Source organism: Mesorhizobium sp. M0207, assembly GCF_040321995.1.
Taxonomy (GTDB): Bacteria; Pseudomonadota; Alphaproteobacteria; order Rhizobiales; family Rhizobiaceae; genus Mesorhizobium.
On the sequence record NZ_JAMYSQ010000023.1, the window covers coordinates 65,196 to 80,173 of the forward strand.

Annotated in this window: 12 protein-coding genes and 1 pseudogene; 1 reads left to right on the forward strand and 12 read right to left on the reverse strand. The window is 62.5% G+C overall.

What is annotated here, in order from left to right; translation table 11 throughout:
- Positions 1-26: 26 nt before the first annotated feature.
- Positions 27-2,165: a putative bifunctional diguanylate cyclase/phosphodiesterase gene (locus NKJ15_RS25430; RefSeq protein ID WP_352818270.1), complete on the forward strand. Its 2,139-nt coding sequence runs from the start codon at positions 27-29 to the stop codon at positions 2,163-2,165.
- Between the two features lie 129 nt (positions 2,166-2,294).
- Here the strand turns inward: NKJ15_RS25430 and NKJ15_RS25435 are convergent.
- From NKJ15_RS25435 to rnc, 12 genes and pseudogenes are all read right to left on the reverse strand, one after another.
- Positions 2,295-2,566, reverse strand: a pseudogene (locus NKJ15_RS25435) (DUF3303 domain-containing protein).
- 22 nt (positions 2,567-2,588) lie between these two features.
- Positions 2,589-4,052, reverse strand: a complete 1,464-nt coding sequence (locus NKJ15_RS25440) for a RimK family ATP-grasp domain-containing protein (RefSeq protein WP_352471056.1) — start codon at positions 4,050-4,052, stop codon at positions 2,589-2,591.
- On the reverse strand, positions 4,049-5,155 hold the full coding sequence (locus NKJ15_RS25445; protein WP_352471055.1) for a peptidase C39 family protein: 1,107 nt from the start codon (positions 5,153-5,155) through the stop codon (positions 4,049-4,051). Before NKJ15_RS25445 ends, NKJ15_RS25440 begins: the two co-directional genes overlap by 4 nt.
- 209 nt (positions 5,156-5,364) lie before the next feature.
- A complete protein-coding gene (locus NKJ15_RS25450) occupies positions 5,365-6,156 on the reverse strand; it encodes an anti-sigma factor family protein (protein WP_352471054.1) in 792 nt (263 codons plus the stop codon).
- Positions 6,153-6,671, reverse strand: coding sequence for a sigma-70 family RNA polymerase sigma factor (locus NKJ15_RS25455; RefSeq protein WP_023719875.1), 519 nt, complete (start codon positions 6,669-6,671; stop codon positions 6,153-6,155). Before NKJ15_RS25455 ends, NKJ15_RS25450 begins: the two co-directional genes overlap by 4 nt.
- A gap of 155 nt (positions 6,672-6,826) precedes the next feature.
- Positions 6,827-9,544, reverse strand: a complete 2,718-nt coding sequence (locus tag NKJ15_RS25460; RefSeq protein WP_352818273.1) for a DUF2339 domain-containing protein — start codon at positions 9,542-9,544, stop codon at positions 6,827-6,829.
- A 37-nt stretch (positions 9,545-9,581) separates the two neighbouring features.
- Entirely contained in the window at positions 9,582-9,905 is a 324-nt protein-coding gene (locus NKJ15_RS25465; protein ID WP_352818276.1) for a PaaI family thioesterase, read from the reverse strand.
- Entirely contained in the window at positions 9,902-10,690 is a 789-nt protein-coding gene (gene recO / locus NKJ15_RS25470; RefSeq protein WP_352471051.1) for a DNA repair protein RecO, read from the reverse strand. Before recO ends, NKJ15_RS25465 begins: the two co-directional genes overlap by 4 nt.
- 115 nt (positions 10,691-10,805) lie before the next feature.
- Positions 10,806-11,894: a porin gene (locus tag NKJ15_RS25475; RefSeq protein WP_352818279.1), complete on the reverse strand. Its 1,089-nt coding sequence runs from the start codon at positions 11,892-11,894 to the stop codon at positions 10,806-10,808.
- A 362-nt stretch (positions 11,895-12,256) separates the two neighbouring features.
- Positions 12,257-13,240: an antitoxin Xre/MbcA/ParS-like domain-containing protein gene (locus tag NKJ15_RS25480; protein ID WP_352818282.1), complete on the reverse strand. Its 984-nt coding sequence runs from the start codon at positions 13,238-13,240 to the stop codon at positions 12,257-12,259.
- Positions 13,241-13,327: 87 nt separating this feature from the next.
- Positions 13,328-14,254, reverse strand: a complete 927-nt coding sequence (gene era, locus NKJ15_RS25485) for a GTPase Era (RefSeq protein ID WP_352530336.1) — start codon at positions 14,252-14,254, stop codon at positions 13,328-13,330.
- Positions 14,251-14,976, reverse strand: coding sequence for a ribonuclease III (gene rnc, locus NKJ15_RS25490; RefSeq protein ID WP_352471048.1), 726 nt, complete (start codon positions 14,974-14,976; stop codon positions 14,251-14,253). The genes era and rnc overlap by 4 nt, the downstream gene beginning before the upstream one ends.
- Between the last annotated feature and the right edge of the window lie 2 nt (positions 14,977-14,978).

Here is a 14,978-nt window from a genome sequence, read left to right on the forward strand (position 1 = left end):
TTAACCATGGTCCATAGGCTTGCCTCATGCCCGTTGCCGGTATCAAGGCTGGTTCGTCCGTCCGCCGACAGAGGGCCAAAGGCGTTGGTCAGCCGCAACCTATTGAAGACGAGCTGCGCGAACAGAACGAGCGTTTTTCGGCAGCGGTCGAGAACATGTCGCATGGCCTGTGCATGTTCGATGCCGATGAACGGATGATCATCTGCAACGGGAACTACATCAGTATCTTTCGCCTCGACGCCGAAGTGGTGCGGCCCGGCATCCGGTTTTTCGACATCCTCCAGCACAGCGTGGATATCGGCATCGCCTCGCAAAGCGCTGAGCAACTCTATGCCATCCGCAAGCCCTATATCGACCAGGCAAAACCTTCCACCTATGAGGAAACGCTTGCAGACGGGCGTATCGTCAACATTTCGCACCGGCCGCTGGCGTCAGGCGGTTGGGTATCGATCTACGAGGACATCACCGAGCAACGGCGCGCCGAGCAGGAGTTGAAGGAGCAGCACCGCCGTTTCGACGCGGCACTTGCCAACATGTCGCAAGGCCTTTTGATGTACGATGCGGATGGCAAGCTGATCGTGCGCAACGAACGTTTCCTGGAACTTTATCATGTCAGGCCGGCCGACTTCCCGCTTGGTATGAGCCACCGTGATGCGTTCAAGCGGCTGCTGGAACTGGGCATTTATACAAAGCTCGACCCCGACAGCGAAATCTCGCAAATCGAAGCCTGCCTGCGGGCGGGGAAAACACACGTAACGCATCGCCATCTCGCTGACGGCAGGACGCTGCTGGTTGCGCGCCGGCCGATGAGCGGCGGCGGCTGGGTCGCGACGTTCGACGACGTCACCGAGCGCAGGCGCGTGGAAGAGCGCATGACCCATCTTGCGCACCACGACACACTGACCAACCTGCCCAATCGCTCGATGCTTCGCGAACGGCTCGACCAAGCCCTGAGTGAGACGAGAGACGGATCGCTGGCGATATTCTCGCTCGACCTTGATCATTTCAAGGCGGTCAACGACAGCTGGGGCCACCCCGCCGGCGACTGGCTGCTGAAATGCGTGGCCGAACGGCTGCAACGGTGCCTGCGCAATGAAACGGACGTTGTCGCCCGCTTCGGCGGCGACGAATTCGTCATCATCCAGTTCAATCTCAAAAGCCCGGGCGACGCGGAAAAGCTGGCCAAACGCATCGTCGAGATCATCGGAAAGCCGTTTCGCGACAAAAGGCACGACATGCGTGTCGGCATCAGTCTCGGCATTGCGCTGTTTCCGAATGACGGCAAGGACGCCGACACTTTGCTGAAAAATGCCGATATGGCGCTCTATCGGGCAAAGAGCGAAGGGCGCAACCTGTACCGCTTCTTCGAACCAGCCATGGACGCGATGGTGCGGGCACGCCGGGCGCTCGAAATCGATCTCAGGGCAGCGCTGTCGCGACGGGAATTCGAGCTGGATTTCCAGCCGATCATGAACATCGCCTCCGGCGAAATCGTCGGTGCCGAAGCCTTGATGCGCTGGCGTTCGCCGGTGCGCGGCCTGGTACGGCCGGACGACTTCATCCCGGCCGCCGAGGAGACCGGGCTGATCGTGCCGCTTGGAGAATGGGCGCTGCGAAAAGCCTGCACGACCGCGGCAGGCTGGGCGGCTTGGCGCATCGCCGTCAATGTCTCCGCCGTACAGATCAAAAGCGGTACCTTTGCCCGCAGCGTTATCTCGGCCCTGGCGTTCTCGGGCGTGCCGGCCAACCGGCTTGAACTGGAAATCACCGAAACGGTGCTGATGGACGAGAGCGATCTGGTGCTCAAGACACTCAGGCAGCTACGCGATCTGGGCGTCCGCATCGCGCTGGACGATTTCGGCACCGGCTATTCGTCGCTGGGCTACCTCAGGCGCTTTCCCGTCGACAAGATCAAGATCGATCGCTCTTTCACCCGTGACATCGACAGTCACGATACCGCGGCGATCGTGCGCGCCATCATCGGGCTTGGCGCACAGCTGGGCATCACCGTCACCGCCGAAGGTGTCGAGACCGAAGCGCAGCTTGAATTCCTGCAAAAGGAGGGTTGTGTTGAGGCCCAGGGCTATTTGATCGGGGTGCCATCAAAGGCGTCGGACATTAATCGGCTGCTGAAGTCGAGCGCGACGATCCGGCAGTCCGGCTAAGTGCGACAGTCTCGCGGAAGCGCGGGCAACCGGCTTAGATCTCCTTGAGATGGCGCTCGATCCGCGTGTTAATTCCTTGATAGGAGAAGGCGGCATTCAGCTGTGGCGAACCAGGAGGTTCCCAACGGGTCAGAGATGTCCGCTCAATGCCTCCACCATATCCTTGTTCGTCGCCACGGGAACGATCTCGAATTCGACCAGATCCGCCCATTCGATGACCACCGTTGCAGGAGCGTGACGTCATCGGCCTCCACAAGCAGGAAGCAGCGGCTCATATCCGCTGCGATCCAGCTGTGGTGCACGAGAAGCGCGTCCGGCTTCAGGCGGCCCTGGTCGCGGAAACGGCGGTAGATCTCCTTGCGGTCGCAGCCGCGAAAATCCTCGGTTACGAAGAACAGCATCTTTTTCCCCTCAGTTCGGATATTATCGCCCCGGCCGGTCCAGCCGCTCCAGGAACCACTGCGTCAGCCGCACCCAGACCTCGTCTTTTTCGCCGGAGTCTTCCCAGCCGTGGTCGAGGTTGGGGTTGTCGTTGACCTCGATGACGAAGACGCCGTCCCTGGTTTCCTTGAGGTCGACGCCGTAGAGGCCATCGCCAATGCAGCGCGCCGCGCTCACCGCCGTCTCGACGACATGGGCCGGTGCTTCCTTCAGGGTGAACGTCTTGATGCCGCCCTGGTCGGGCTTGCCGTTGGCCTTATGGTTGACGATCTGCCAATGTTTCTTGGCCATCAGATAATGGACGGCGAACAAGGGTTGGCCGCCGAGGACACCGACGCGCCAGTCATATTCCGTCGGAATGAATTTTTGCGCGATCAGGAGGTCGGAATCCTCCAGCCATTCGGTTGCGAGCGTCTTCAACTCTTCAAAGGTGCCGCATTTCTTGACGCCGCGCGAAAACGAGGAGTCCGGGATCTTCAGCACCAGCGGGAAGCCCAGCGTCTGTGCCGCAACTTCCAGGTCCGAAGTGCCAGCAATCATCACCGTCGGCGGCACCGGTACCTTGTTGTAGGTCATCAGCTCGTTGAGATAGACCTTGTTGGTGCAGCGGATCATCGACAGCGGATCGTCGATGACCGGCATACCTTCCTGCTGGGCGCGGCGGGCAAAGCGGTAGGTATGATTGGAGATCGAGGTGGTCTCGCGGATGAACAGCGCGTCGTAGTTGGCGAGCTTGGCCAGATCCCGCTTGGTGATCGGCTCGATTTCGACGCCCATCTTTTCAGCGATCTTGGCCCAGTGGCGCAGCGACGAAATCTCCGACGGCGGCAGTTCCTCATGCGGATCGACCAGCGTGGCGAAAGTGTAGCGCGCCGGCGTGCGGCCCTTGGTGTCGCGCCACTCGCGGTTGGTGTAGGTCTCCAGGCACTGGAGAAAGTGCGTTTCCTCGTCCTCGGTCATCCTGGCCAGGGGATGGAACCCGATCTTGCGGATCGAGGCCCATTCGGCGCTGTCCCTGATGTGAACCTCGAGCGCCGGGGCACGGAACCAGTCGAACAGAAGTTTTGCGAAGCGGTCCCAGATCCTGGATGGTCCGATGCCGAAGAAGATGCAGACCTTCTGCGGAAAAGCGCCGCCCAGATCCTTGCGGCACTTGTTGAGTGCGAGTTCGAGTTCCGGCAACGCGTGCTCATAGAGCTTGCGCTCCGACAGATCGATCATTGTTTCGACCGTCGGGATGACCTTATGGCCACGCGAACCCGCGAGCAGCGAGGCGTAGTAGCCGCGGCTCTGGTAGCCGTAATTGTTCGACAGGTTGATTACCTTCGGCCGCTGACCGCGAAAGAGTGCCGGATGGGCAAGGTAGTCGCGATTGGTGATGATCTTGTGCGGCGTCGCCACTTGGTCGAGATCGTTCTGCCGGCCGGTAAGGATGACCCAGGTCATTGGCTGTCGCGCTTTCCGAGAGTGATGGCGGCGCGCAATCCGTCGCGGCCGAATTGCGCCATGTTCATGAAGATGCCGTAAGGCACGGGAATGTTGGCAGCATCGAGGATCGTCTCCTGCCGCTCGTCCTCGACCCAAGGGTCGTGGATCAGGATATGATCGCCGTCGTCACCGATGGCCAATACCCAGTGCGGAACCTTCTTGCCGAACATCAGGAAGCCGCTGATCAGGACCAGTACCAGTTTTCCCTCTGCGATCGCGGTGCGAATGTCGTCAAGCCCGAATGAACGGTAATTCACCGGGATGCCGTAAAGTTCCGCGCGGCGGCGAAAGTCGACCTGCGCCAGCTCCATCACCCGGCGCTTGTCCTCGCTGCGCACCGACTGCAGGAACAGCGCGCCGTAGAAGGAGACATAGATCTCAGCAGCAAGCCCGCTCTCATAGCCAGCGACGGCCAGCCCGAACGGTTCGCAGCCGCCCGGCCCCGACATCATGAAAACGGTCGTCGCCTCACGCCACAGCCTGATTTCCATAACCGGATCCGGCACGAATCCGGGGTCGAAGTTAGCCATCGCCATCATCAGGCAGCATGGTCCGCAGGTGAATTCGCAAGTCTGCTGATAAAACGGCACTTCGGTGGCGACCGGAATGTCGCCGCGCAAGGTCTTTTCATAGCGCAGCGCAGTGGCGCCATCCTCATAGTAGTCCGGTTCACGACCGATCTTGCGGTAGCCGCTCTGCTCGTAGATCTGGATGGCGCGCGGGTTGTCCTCGCGGACTTCCAAACGAAGCATCATGCGGCCATGCTCGAAAGCGGCGGCTTCAGCCTGTTCCAGCAGCAGGCGGCCAACGCCGCGGCCGCCGAAAAATGGACCGACGGCGATCGAATAAAGCCGCGCGACGCCGCTGCCCTTGCGAAACAGCACGACCGCATAGCCGGCGACGTGGCCATCGTTCTCGCCAACCAGCAGTTCGGCGGTGTCGCGTTCGATCAGTTGGCGAAAAGAGCGACGAGAAATGCGGTCGCTCGAGAAAACAGCTTTTTCGATGGCGGCGAGGTCATCGACGTCGGACGCGCGGGCCTTGCGAATCTCGGCAGGCATGCGGGCTCAGAAAACCTCGATTGGGTTGTGGAAACTGCCCTAGTCTAAACATCGGTCACACCAGCCGAAGTGCCAGCATTCAGCAAGCGCTATCGCACCTCGATTAGGGCCGAATTGTGACAGTTTTCAAGGCAGGCAGGTCGCGCAAAGGCTTTGAAACGACCTTCGTGTTTCGGCATCGGCGCGGCTCCGGAAAAACGAGATCCTGCTCAGCTTTTCAAGCCCGCCAGAAGCTGGCCATAGGCGCTCTTGGCCACTGCGGCCAGCTGCTCGCGCGGCAGCGATCCGACGACGGCGCAGCCATAACCCTTGTCCAGCCAGTAGACGGCCTCAGGACCATCTTCTTCCCCATAAGTGCCCTTGGCCTTGGCTGCCGATTCGGCGATGACGAAGAGCGAAATGCGCTCGCCCTTGTCGTCCTCGTAAAGCAGCATCGCGGCCTTGCCCTGGCCGGCAGGCAGCAGCCGGCCACCGACCAGTTGGAAACCTTGCGCCGCCAGATCCGGTGCGACGAGCTTCAAACCCACCTGGTTCGACAACCAGCTCTGCAAATGATCCTTGTCGCTTGCCGGCACTTCCACCGCATGCCGCTTTTCGGCGGCATAGATGACATGGGCGGCGATCGCCTCTTCGGCAAGCTGGTCTTCGGCCGTGTTTTCCAGGCCGAGGCGGCCGATGCCGGCAAGGTAGCCGCCAGCGCCGCCAATCACCAGGATGGCGGCAGCGGCGGCCGCAAGCCACCAACGCGAGCGCGATGGCGACACTCTGACCACCGGCGCCTCGCCAAGCACCACCTTGGTCAGCCGCACCGGGACGGGCTCGTCCAGCACGCCGTTAAAGGCTGCGCGCAACGCTGCCCGGTCGGCGGCGTAGCGTGCGCTCCTGGCCTTCATCTCGGCATTGGCCTCGAGCCATGCCTCATAGGCCGTCCGCTCATCGCCCGGCAACTCGCCATCGAGAGCCATGTGGATGTCGCGTTCGGAGAAATCGCGTCGGCTCATTTCTCGACGATCCTTATCGACCGGCGGCGCGCGGTATCATCAAGCAGCGCGCGCAGTTCCTCGCGCCCGCGCGCGATGCGCGACATCAAGGTGCCGGCGGGAACCCCAAGGATGTTGGCGGCTTCGGCGTAGGAAAACCCTTCGATGGCGACCATCACAAGTGCCGCGCGCCGGTCAGGGCTGATCGCCTGCAGCGCGTCGACGATCTCGCGCGAGGCGATGCTCTCGACCTGCTCGGCGGGTGCTGCCTGCGCCTCGCTCGCCTCGAGCGGCAGCATCGCTGCCTCGCCGCGCCGGTTCACCTTGCGCATCTGGTCGATGAACAAATGATGCATGATCGTAAACAGCCACCTCCTGGGGCTTTCTCCTGTCTGCCAATTGTCGAGCCGCACAAGTGCCCGCTCGAGACAATCCTGGACGAGATCGTCAGCGGAATCGCGGTCGCGCAACAGCGAGCGTGCATAGCGGCGCAGACGCGGTATTTCACCAAGGATTGCTGCCTTCTTTTCGTCCATGACCGCTGGTTCTGGAGGGCCCCTGTCCGTGATGATTGAACGCGCCTTTGCAGCGCGGCGCAAGCGGCCAGCGCGAAGCGGTCCGCCGCCCCGGTCACCCAAGCAAATGAATAACGCTGCCAGTGGCAGGTTTATTCCCGGCCAAATTGAAATCGTCAGCTATTGCTCGTCTCGAGCTTTGCTTTCGCCGCCCTTGTCAGCAGCCGCTGATAGAACAGGCCGATGCCGATGAGCACCGCGCCGAGGCCGATGAAGGACAGCGCCCGCAACACGCCTTCCAGTTCCGACATGTCGAAGATGAAGACTTTGAGCACGGCGATCGAGATCAGCGCCGCCGACGCTATGCGCAGCACCTGCGACTTCAGCCATACACCTGCGGTGAGCAGCACCACGCCGATGACCAGCCACAGTGCCGAATAAGTATAGGTCTCGAGCTGGCCGAGACCGCTCCACAGCCCGATGAACTCGCCCTTGAACAGGCGCCTGACCGACAGCGTGGCATAGGCGAAGCCGAGCACCGCCGCCACCATCGCCAGCATCGCTGCATACCATTTCGGTCGTTTGTCGCGGGCATAGAGCGCCAGTGCGCCGGCCGCAACCGCCGGCAAGAGGTAGGCGAGGAACAGAAGATTGAACACAGGAATGCTGCCGGTCGATTCATCCGTCAGCAGCGGGTTCAGCGCCAGAAAATGCTGGAGGACGATGAACGCGACCGAGACCACGCCCGCTGCAATCGAGCCGTAGCGCAGCACCGAACTTGGCGAGCGCATGTCGATGGCGACCAGGATGGCACCGGCACCGATGGCGATCAGCGTGTAGATCGCCTGTTCGGCAAGCGTCGCAGCAGCCGTATCGATGACGCCGCCATGCATGGCATGGCGCACCAGCATGGCGACGGTGAGCAGGGCAAACAGCGCGGCGCCGGCCTCCATTGCGAGGCGCGGTCGGCCGTTGGTGGTTCGGGCAAGCTGCCAGGCGGCAAAACCGAAAGCGAGCGCCGGCACGCCATATCCAAGCAGCAGCCAGTTGAACACCGGCGTCTTCGACAGGAACTCGGCACCGACGATGGTCGGGTCGAAGGCAGCGCGACCAAGCACTGCAATCACCGCACCAACGGAAATCCAGCCAAGCACCGGATAGCTGCGCCAGCGCGTCGCCAGCGCCGGCACGGCGGCGGCTGCTCCGAGCAGGATGGTTGTCCAGCCGGAACCAAAGGCCATGTGCAGCATCAGCAGGCCGGCAATCGCCGCCCCGCCGAGCGCAAAGGAGACAGCAGCGCCGCCGGTTAGCGGCGGCGCTTCGCCGCGTGCTATCCACTCGCCGCCGGCGACGAAGACTCCGACCAAAACGGCTGCGACCGCCGCATAAGCAAGGTCTCGGTCGAGATTGCCGAAGGTAGACCAGAGCGCCAGCAGGATGACCAGTGGCGCGACAGCGCTCCAGGCCGCCCATGCGGCGGCGCGCAGCCAGCCAGAGGCCGCAAAATGGCGCGCCGCCCAAAAGCCGGCGCCGATGAAGACCAGGCCGAGAGCGATGCCGACCCTGAACATCAAGGCATCGGACGCCACGACCGGCATGCCGTCGACGCCGAGAGCTCCACCCGAAAAATCTGAAGCGATCGTGGTCGGCGGAATGATGCCGAGATAGACCAGTACCGTCGCCAGCCCGGCGGCGTGCAGCAGTGCAAGCGCCCGCGGCCGGTAGAGCGCCACCGCCACCAGGGCTGCGACAAGGGCGGCCCCCGGCAATGCACCGCGGATGGCGACGAAGGCCGGATCGACAAACAGGGCCAGCGCCGAAAGGCCGACGAAGAAGCCCGGCGCGATCGACGGCCAGTCGAAGCCGCTGCCGGCGCCCGCATCGTCGCGGCGGCCAAGCCAGACGAAGGCGAGCACGGCCAGTGTCACCCCGTCGATAAAGAGGATGACGTCAAGGTTCGCCCCCGGCGCGTCGGTCATATAGAAGATGGTCCAGATCCCCGTCGCGACGAAGGCTGCGGCCGTCAAAAGCCTCCAGTCGCGGATGCGGGCAATGACGCAGGTGGCGGCGAGCACGATCGCCAGATAGCCGAACAGCGCCCACGGATTGGGCGCCTGCGAGGCGACCAGCAGCGGCGTCACCATGGCACCGAGCAGGCCGACGCCGGCCAGCGCCTGACCGTGGACCAGGCTTGCCGCGATCGTCGCCACCCCGATGGCGCCGAGCAACGTGAAAGCGAGCGTCGGGCCGATGAAGCCGTAAATGCTGTACGCGGCGTAGACGGTACCGAACAGGATGAAAGCGCCGGCCGCCGTCAGGATCGCCGGGATATAGGCACCGGCAGCACCTTGCACCGGCACCCTGAAGCCGGTGCGGCGGATGAACTCGCCGCCGGCGACCAGCACCAGCCCGAGTGCCGCCGCCATGACAAGCCGCACGCGTGGCCCGAAAATGCCGGCCTCGATGGTGTAGCGGATCAGAAACAAGCCACCCAGCGCCAGCGCGATGCCGCCGACCCAGACCGCCCAGCGGGTACCAAGCGCCGTTTCGACGTCGGACTGGCGAGCTGCCTTCGCCGCTGCCGCCGGTTGCGCCGACCCCGGCGCGGACGGCGCCGTTGTATCGGCATCGGCCTCTGCAGCTGACACGACCGCTGCGGGCCGTGGCGATACGGCCATGTCGGCTGCGGCCGCAAGCGGGATTGCGGCATCCGCCGGTTTGCTGTCGTTTGCAGCCGGTTCCTTGGCTTGCGGCGGCAGCGCAGGCGTGCCCGAAAGCACAAGGCTGCGCAAGGCGCCAAGCTCGCGCTCGATCAGGCCGATGCGGCTCTGCTGGCGTGAAATGATGACGAACAGCACGATGATGGCGACGAGGCCAATCAGGCCTTCAAACATGGCGGTTCCCCCAAACCAGGCCAGTTGTCACTGACATTCAATGTTCAGTGACATTCAAATGCGGCGGCCAAACGGCCGGTCCATTCAACGTGCCGCCAGATTGGCCGGAAAGATCGAGCATGTTTCGGTGCCGAAAGCTAGCAGCTTTGCCGTTGGCGTCCTTCAGCGCCGCTTCCGAAACCGTCAGCGTGCGGCCCTTGTGCACCACTTTGCCCTCGCACACCACCTCGCCCGTCCTTGGCGTGATCGGCCGCGTCAAATTCACTTTGAACTCGGCCGTCGCATAGGCCTCGCCCACCTGCGAAATGGTGCCAAGGCCGAGCGGCGAAACGTTTTCGGGATCAGGTTCAACTTCGCTCATCTGGTGGTTTCCCCGGTGGCGGTTTCCCCGGCGCTTGCCTTGCCGGATTCATGGCCGGGTGAATGATGCCTGCGCAAAGCGGCGAGAAACCCGGCGCGGGCGCCGGGAGGCTCGATGCCGCGCGGTTCGTAGACATGGCGGGTCAAAAAGAAGCCGGTCAGCTGGAAGGCGTCCTCGATCGCCGCCGGATCGGCGCGCAGCCCGGAGCCGCGCTGCAGGAAGGCAGGCAGCGCCAGCATCTTGTCGCGCCACGGCGCGCCCGCCGCCCGCGACACGGCGCGGCCGGATTTCGGCGAGACATAGGCAAGGTCCTGCCTGGTGCCGGTCGCCGCACACTGGCTGAGATCGAGGCCGAAACCGAGTTCGTCGAGTACCAGCAGCTCGAAGCGGGCCACCAGCTCGCCGGCGGCATCGGCATCGTCGAGATGAGCGATCATCACCGCAAGCGTCTCGTAAAGGCCGCCATGGGCGTCACGCTCGGGCAAAAGACGCAAATGCGCGGCCATCGTCTGCAAGCCGTAGACGGCAACGGCGCTGTCCATCAGCCGGGCGGCGTTCATCTCGATAGCCTCGACCTGGAAGGTGCCGAGATGCTCGTCGAGCCGCGCCCGCCACAACAGGTCGACGCGATTGCCGGGCTGCAAGACCGGCTGCTGCTTGCGCGAACGGCCGCCGCGCACGAGGCCGAGATGGCGGCCATGCGCGCGCGTCATTACCTCGAGAATGGCGCTGGTTTCGCCATGCTTGCGGGTGCCGAGAATGATTCCCTCGTCGTGCCATTCCATGACGAGAGCTTGTCACCGGTTGGATGGCGAAATCAAGATGAGCGACTATCCGCCGCCAAACCAAAACGGCCCGTAGAGATACGCTACGGGCCGTTTTTGCGAGATCGTCGTTTGATCAGAACGAGCGCTGGAAGCGGAAGATGCCGCCGATTGCGTCGGCATCGTCGGCATCGAAATTGTCGTAATAATCGACTTCGGCGGTGATCGTGTAACCAGGAACGATGGTGTAGGCGACGTTGGCCGCAATGGCGAAGTCTTGGTCGTCGGTATAGGAGACCTGGGCGTTCAAAGAGGTCTTCTTGTTGACGGCATAGCTGCCGCCGCCCCAGACGGCAAAGTTGCCAGTCCACGGCTTGTAGAAGTTCTTCGCGACGTTGTCGTCGCTGCCGTAGCCCGCCATCACGAACAGGGTCAGGTCAGTAATCGGCTTGACGTCGAGGCGACCTTTGCCGGCCCATTCTTCCGACGTGCTGTTATAGGCGCCGACCGCGGTGATCGCACCCCAGTCACCCTTGTATTTCACGCCGCCAGCGACAAACGGAACGTAGCTGTCGATCGACTGGTCAGCGCCGGAGCCCGTTTCGACCGAGGCGACTGCCGTAAAGCCATTACCGCCGTCGAAGTAGTAACTGATCAGGTTGGTGTCCTTGGTGCCGTAAGGAATGATAGTGTCCTGGACGACGTTGCCGGCGTAGCCGATGAACGAATCATAGACAGTCTCATCCTTACCGACGCGGAAACCTCCAAGCTGGATCCAGGCGAAGTTCAGGGTAACCGCCTTGTTGTCCTGCACGCTGAAATCAACACCGCTCACGGTGCGTTTGGTATTGCCGAAGTTGAAACGGGTCTCGGTATAGGTCTTCAACGTGCCGAGCTCGGTTTCCTGGCCGGTCCACGTCTTCAAATTGAAGCGGGCATTCTTGTTCCAGGTCTGCTGCTCGTCACCGTCCAAAAGGTCGTGTGTCGTCGCGCCATCGAAAACGCGGCCGGCGTCGCCGAAGCTGGCGTCATAGCGGACATAGCCGCCGATGCGCAGGCAGGTCTCGGTGCCGGGAATGTAGAAGTAGCCGGCGCCGTAGACGTCGCAGATCTTGACGTATTCGGCGGGTTCCGGCTCGGCGACCACAACAGCGTCGGCGGCGCGCGCACCGGAGACCGCGACGAATGCCGCGGCTGAGCCGAGAAGAAGGCTCTTGATATTCATTTTCTGACCTCTCCAGTCAAAGTTAAAAATGGCTTTGGATTCATGGGTTGAACGGCTGAACGCCTCACCCACGTCGAAAAAGGCGCGCACCGCACCCCCTCTTCAGGCGGCGAACATACTCATCCGCATTCCAGTCTCAATGACGATTACAAAAATAATCAATGTTTGCATAACAGAATAAATCCATGTTGCACAAATATCACTTCACATTTTCTTCACACTTGCCCCCGGCACAAACGAGACACTGTCACAATTGTACAAAAATATACTTATGCCATTAGCCGACAAACCGATCGGAATCCGACATACATTCCTTGTGCGTGTTCTTTTTTTAGAATAGACTTTTAGCGTTGGCAGCGAGATCAAGTCGACTTCGCCATCGCTGCGTTCTGTGCGGCAAGAACGACTTCCGCCACCAGATCCCGTTTGAGCAGTTCAATGGGAATACGTCCGGCGAGGCCGGGCGCGGGGCCAATCAGCCACGACCAGGCATGCCGTGGATCGGGCATCGCGGATAGCACTTCCTTGATACCCGGCGCCGGCCTGCCGTCGATGAACTGGGCCAGGGGAAATACATGTTTGCGGCCACCGGTGCGCAACGCAACGACCGTGCCGCTGCGCTGCCAGCGATGCAGAGTCGAGCGCGATATGCCGAGATTGTGCTGCAGGAACGTCGACCCGGCGACCCGACCGGCCCAGTCCTCGACCCGCATCGAGTCGAGGTCGCCCGTTCCGGCCAGGCGTTGGATGTCTGCCCCTTGGCCGTCGTGCGTCGTCGACAGAGGCCTCCTGGCACGGCGTTCCGCAGCTTCGGCTGCCAATATCCGCACGAAACGCGACGCCATGCCGGGTAATCTTTCCCGCATGGTGTCGATCGCACTGATGTCGGTCGGCGCAAGCAACGCGACGGCGGCGGCAACGGCGCCGGCGACCCTGCCCGCTGCAACGACCGCATCGCTGTTCGTCATCTTGCCTTGCCGCGCCAGCACGCGCTCGATCTCAACAGCGACGGCGTCTGCAAACTCGGTCTGACGGATGGGGTCGATGCGATTCCAAGTCCCGGTCATGTCCTGATCTGGCTGTTTGCCTGCCGGTTCCGGTTTGCTCGGAAGCGGGTCTTTCGCACAGCCTATAGGCAGGGTGTATGACGGAGAGACGACAAACGGGAACCACGCGAGGTCGCAGTATCGGCAGGAGTTCCATTCGATCCACTGGCCGATTTTGCATGAATATCGCAAATTTTTCAGAACCCGCTCAGGATTTCGGGCCGCGCCGGTGCCAATAAGAAACGGCTCGACCGACGTGGTCGGCGCATGGCCTCCCGGAATGATTCGGCGGCTGTTCAAGATGCAAGTCGACCGATCGGGCACCCCGGCGACCGCTCAGAATCCTGAGGCGGCCAACAGGCCGCTCTGCGGATCGCCCAAACAGGCTCAGTGCGGAAATTCGAGCCCCATTTCGCGGTAGCGCTCGGGGTCGTCACCCCAGTTCTCACGCACCTTGACGAACAGGAAGAGGTGCACCTTCTGTTCGAGTATGCCTGCTATTTCCATGCGTGCCGCCTGGCCGATGGCGCGGATCGTCTCGCCCTTATGGCCGAGCACGATCTTCTTCTGGCTGTCGCGCTCGACATAGATGGTCTGGTCGATGCGCACCGAGCCGTCCTTCTTCTCTTCCCATTTCTCCGTCTCGACATGGGAGGAATAGGGCAGTTCCTGATGCAGCCTGAGATAGAGCTTTTCGCGGGTGATCTCGGCGGCGAGCTGGCGCATCGGCAGGTCGGAGATCTGGTCTTCCGGGTAGTACCAGGGTCCGGCCGGCAGGGTCTCGGCGAGATAGTCGAGCAGGTCCTTGCAGCCGGACCCGGTCAGCGCCGAAACCATGAAGGTGCGCTTGAACGGCACCCTTTCGTTGGCTGCCGCCGACAATGCCAGCAACGTCTCGTGCTTGACCCGATCGACCTTGTTGAGGATCAACACCATCGGCTGCCGAACATCCTTCAGCCGCTCGAGGATGGCGTCGGCATCGCCCCGGATGCCGCGCTCGGCATCGATCAAGAGCAGCACGATATCGGCGTCCTTGGCACCGCCCCACGCGGTCGTCACCATCGCCGTGTCCAGCCGGCGCTTCGGCTTGAATATGCCCGGCGTGTCGACGAAGACGATCTGCGCGTTGTTGTGGGTGGCAATGCCGCGCACGATAGCGCGCGTGGTCTGCACCTTGTGCGTCACGATCGACACCTTGGCGCCGACCAATTGGTTGACCAGCGTCGATTTCCCCGCATTGGGCGCGCCGATCAGCGCGACGAAGCCGGAGCGGGTAGCGGGAGCTTCTGTTGCCGGAGCTTCGGTGGCGGTCATGCGGCACTCCCTTGATCGAGCCAGACGCCTTCCCGCTGCAGAAGTGCCGCGGCTGCAGCCTGCTCCGCCTCGCGCTTGGAGCGCCCGCTGCCGGTCGCCGGCGGATAGGCGCCAACCTTGACACTGACGGTGAACAGCGGATCGTGGTCCGGTCCCTCGCGGCTGTCGATTATGTAAACCGGCACTGCGCCTGCCGCCTGATGCGCCCATTCCTGCAGTTCGGTTTTCGCATCGCGACGGGCGGCGTCAATGGCTTGCGAGCGCGGCTGCCAGTATCTGTGGATGAAGGCACGGGCCGCTTCCAACCCTCCGTCGAGATAGAGCACGGCGATCAGCGATTCCAATGCATCGGCGCGCAGATTGACGCGCTTGCGCCCGTCGAGGCCGCGTACGTCCGAACCGGCGCGAATAAGTTCCGGCAGGCCGATCTCCTCGGCAATTTCCGCCAGGGCTTCAGCGTTGACCAGAGCGTTCAATCTCAGCGACAGCTCACCCTCGGCGGCGTCGGGAAATGCCGCCAGCAGCATATCGGCAACGACAAGGCCGAGAACGCGGTCGCCCAGGAATTCGAAACGTTCGTAGTCGACGCCGGCGTGACTGCCGCGAGCGCTGGCATGGGTCAGCGCCCGCTGCAGGCGCTGATGGTCGCCAAAACTGTGGCCGGTGCGCTCCCTGAGCGCCTCGGCGAGCGCATCGGCGGTCAGCCGTTTCGTCGCCGCCATGG

What these genes read in the sequence shown, in the direction of transcription:
- NKJ15_RS25430 (WP_352818270.1), top strand. Translation starts at nt 27, where the DNA reads ATGCCCGTTGCCGGTATCAAGGCTGGTTCGTCCGTCCGCCGACAGAGG.
- NKJ15_RS25440 (WP_352471056.1), bottom strand. Translation starts at nt 4,052, where the DNA reads ATGACCTGGGTCATCCTTACCGGCCGGCAGAACGATCTCGACCAAGTG.
- NKJ15_RS25445 (WP_352471055.1), bottom strand. Translation starts at nt 5,155, where the DNA reads ATGCCTGCCGAGATTCGCAAGGCCCGCGCGTCCGACGTCGATGACCTC.
- NKJ15_RS25450 (WP_352471054.1), bottom strand. Translation starts at nt 6,156, where the DNA reads ATGAGCCGACGCGATTTCTCCGAACGCGACATCCACATGGCTCTCGAT.
- NKJ15_RS25455 (WP_023719875.1), bottom strand. Translation starts at nt 6,671, where the DNA reads ATGGACGAAAAGAAGGCAGCAATCCTTGGTGAAATACCGCGTCTGCGC.
- NKJ15_RS25460 (WP_352818273.1), bottom strand. Translation starts at nt 9,544, where the DNA reads ATGTTTGAAGGCCTGATTGGCCTCGTCGCCATCATCGTGCTGTTCGTC.
- NKJ15_RS25465 (WP_352818276.1), bottom strand. Translation starts at nt 9,905, where the DNA reads ATGAGCGAAGTTGAACCTGATCCCGAAAACGTTTCGCCGCTCGGCCTT.
- recO (WP_352471051.1), bottom strand. Translation starts at nt 10,690, where the DNA reads ATGGAATGGCACGACGAGGGAATCATTCTCGGCACCCGCAAGCATGGC.
- NKJ15_RS25475 (WP_352818279.1), bottom strand. Translation starts at nt 11,894, where the DNA reads ATGAATATCAAGAGCCTTCTTCTCGGCTCAGCCGCGGCATTCGTCGCG.
- era (WP_352530336.1), bottom strand. Translation starts at nt 14,254, where the DNA reads ATGACCGCCACCGAAGCTCCGGCAACAGAAGCTCCCGCTACCCGCTCC.
- rnc (WP_352471048.1), bottom strand. Translation starts at nt 14,976, where the DNA reads ATGGCGGCGACGAAACGGCTGACCGCCGATGCGCTCGCCGAGGCGCTC.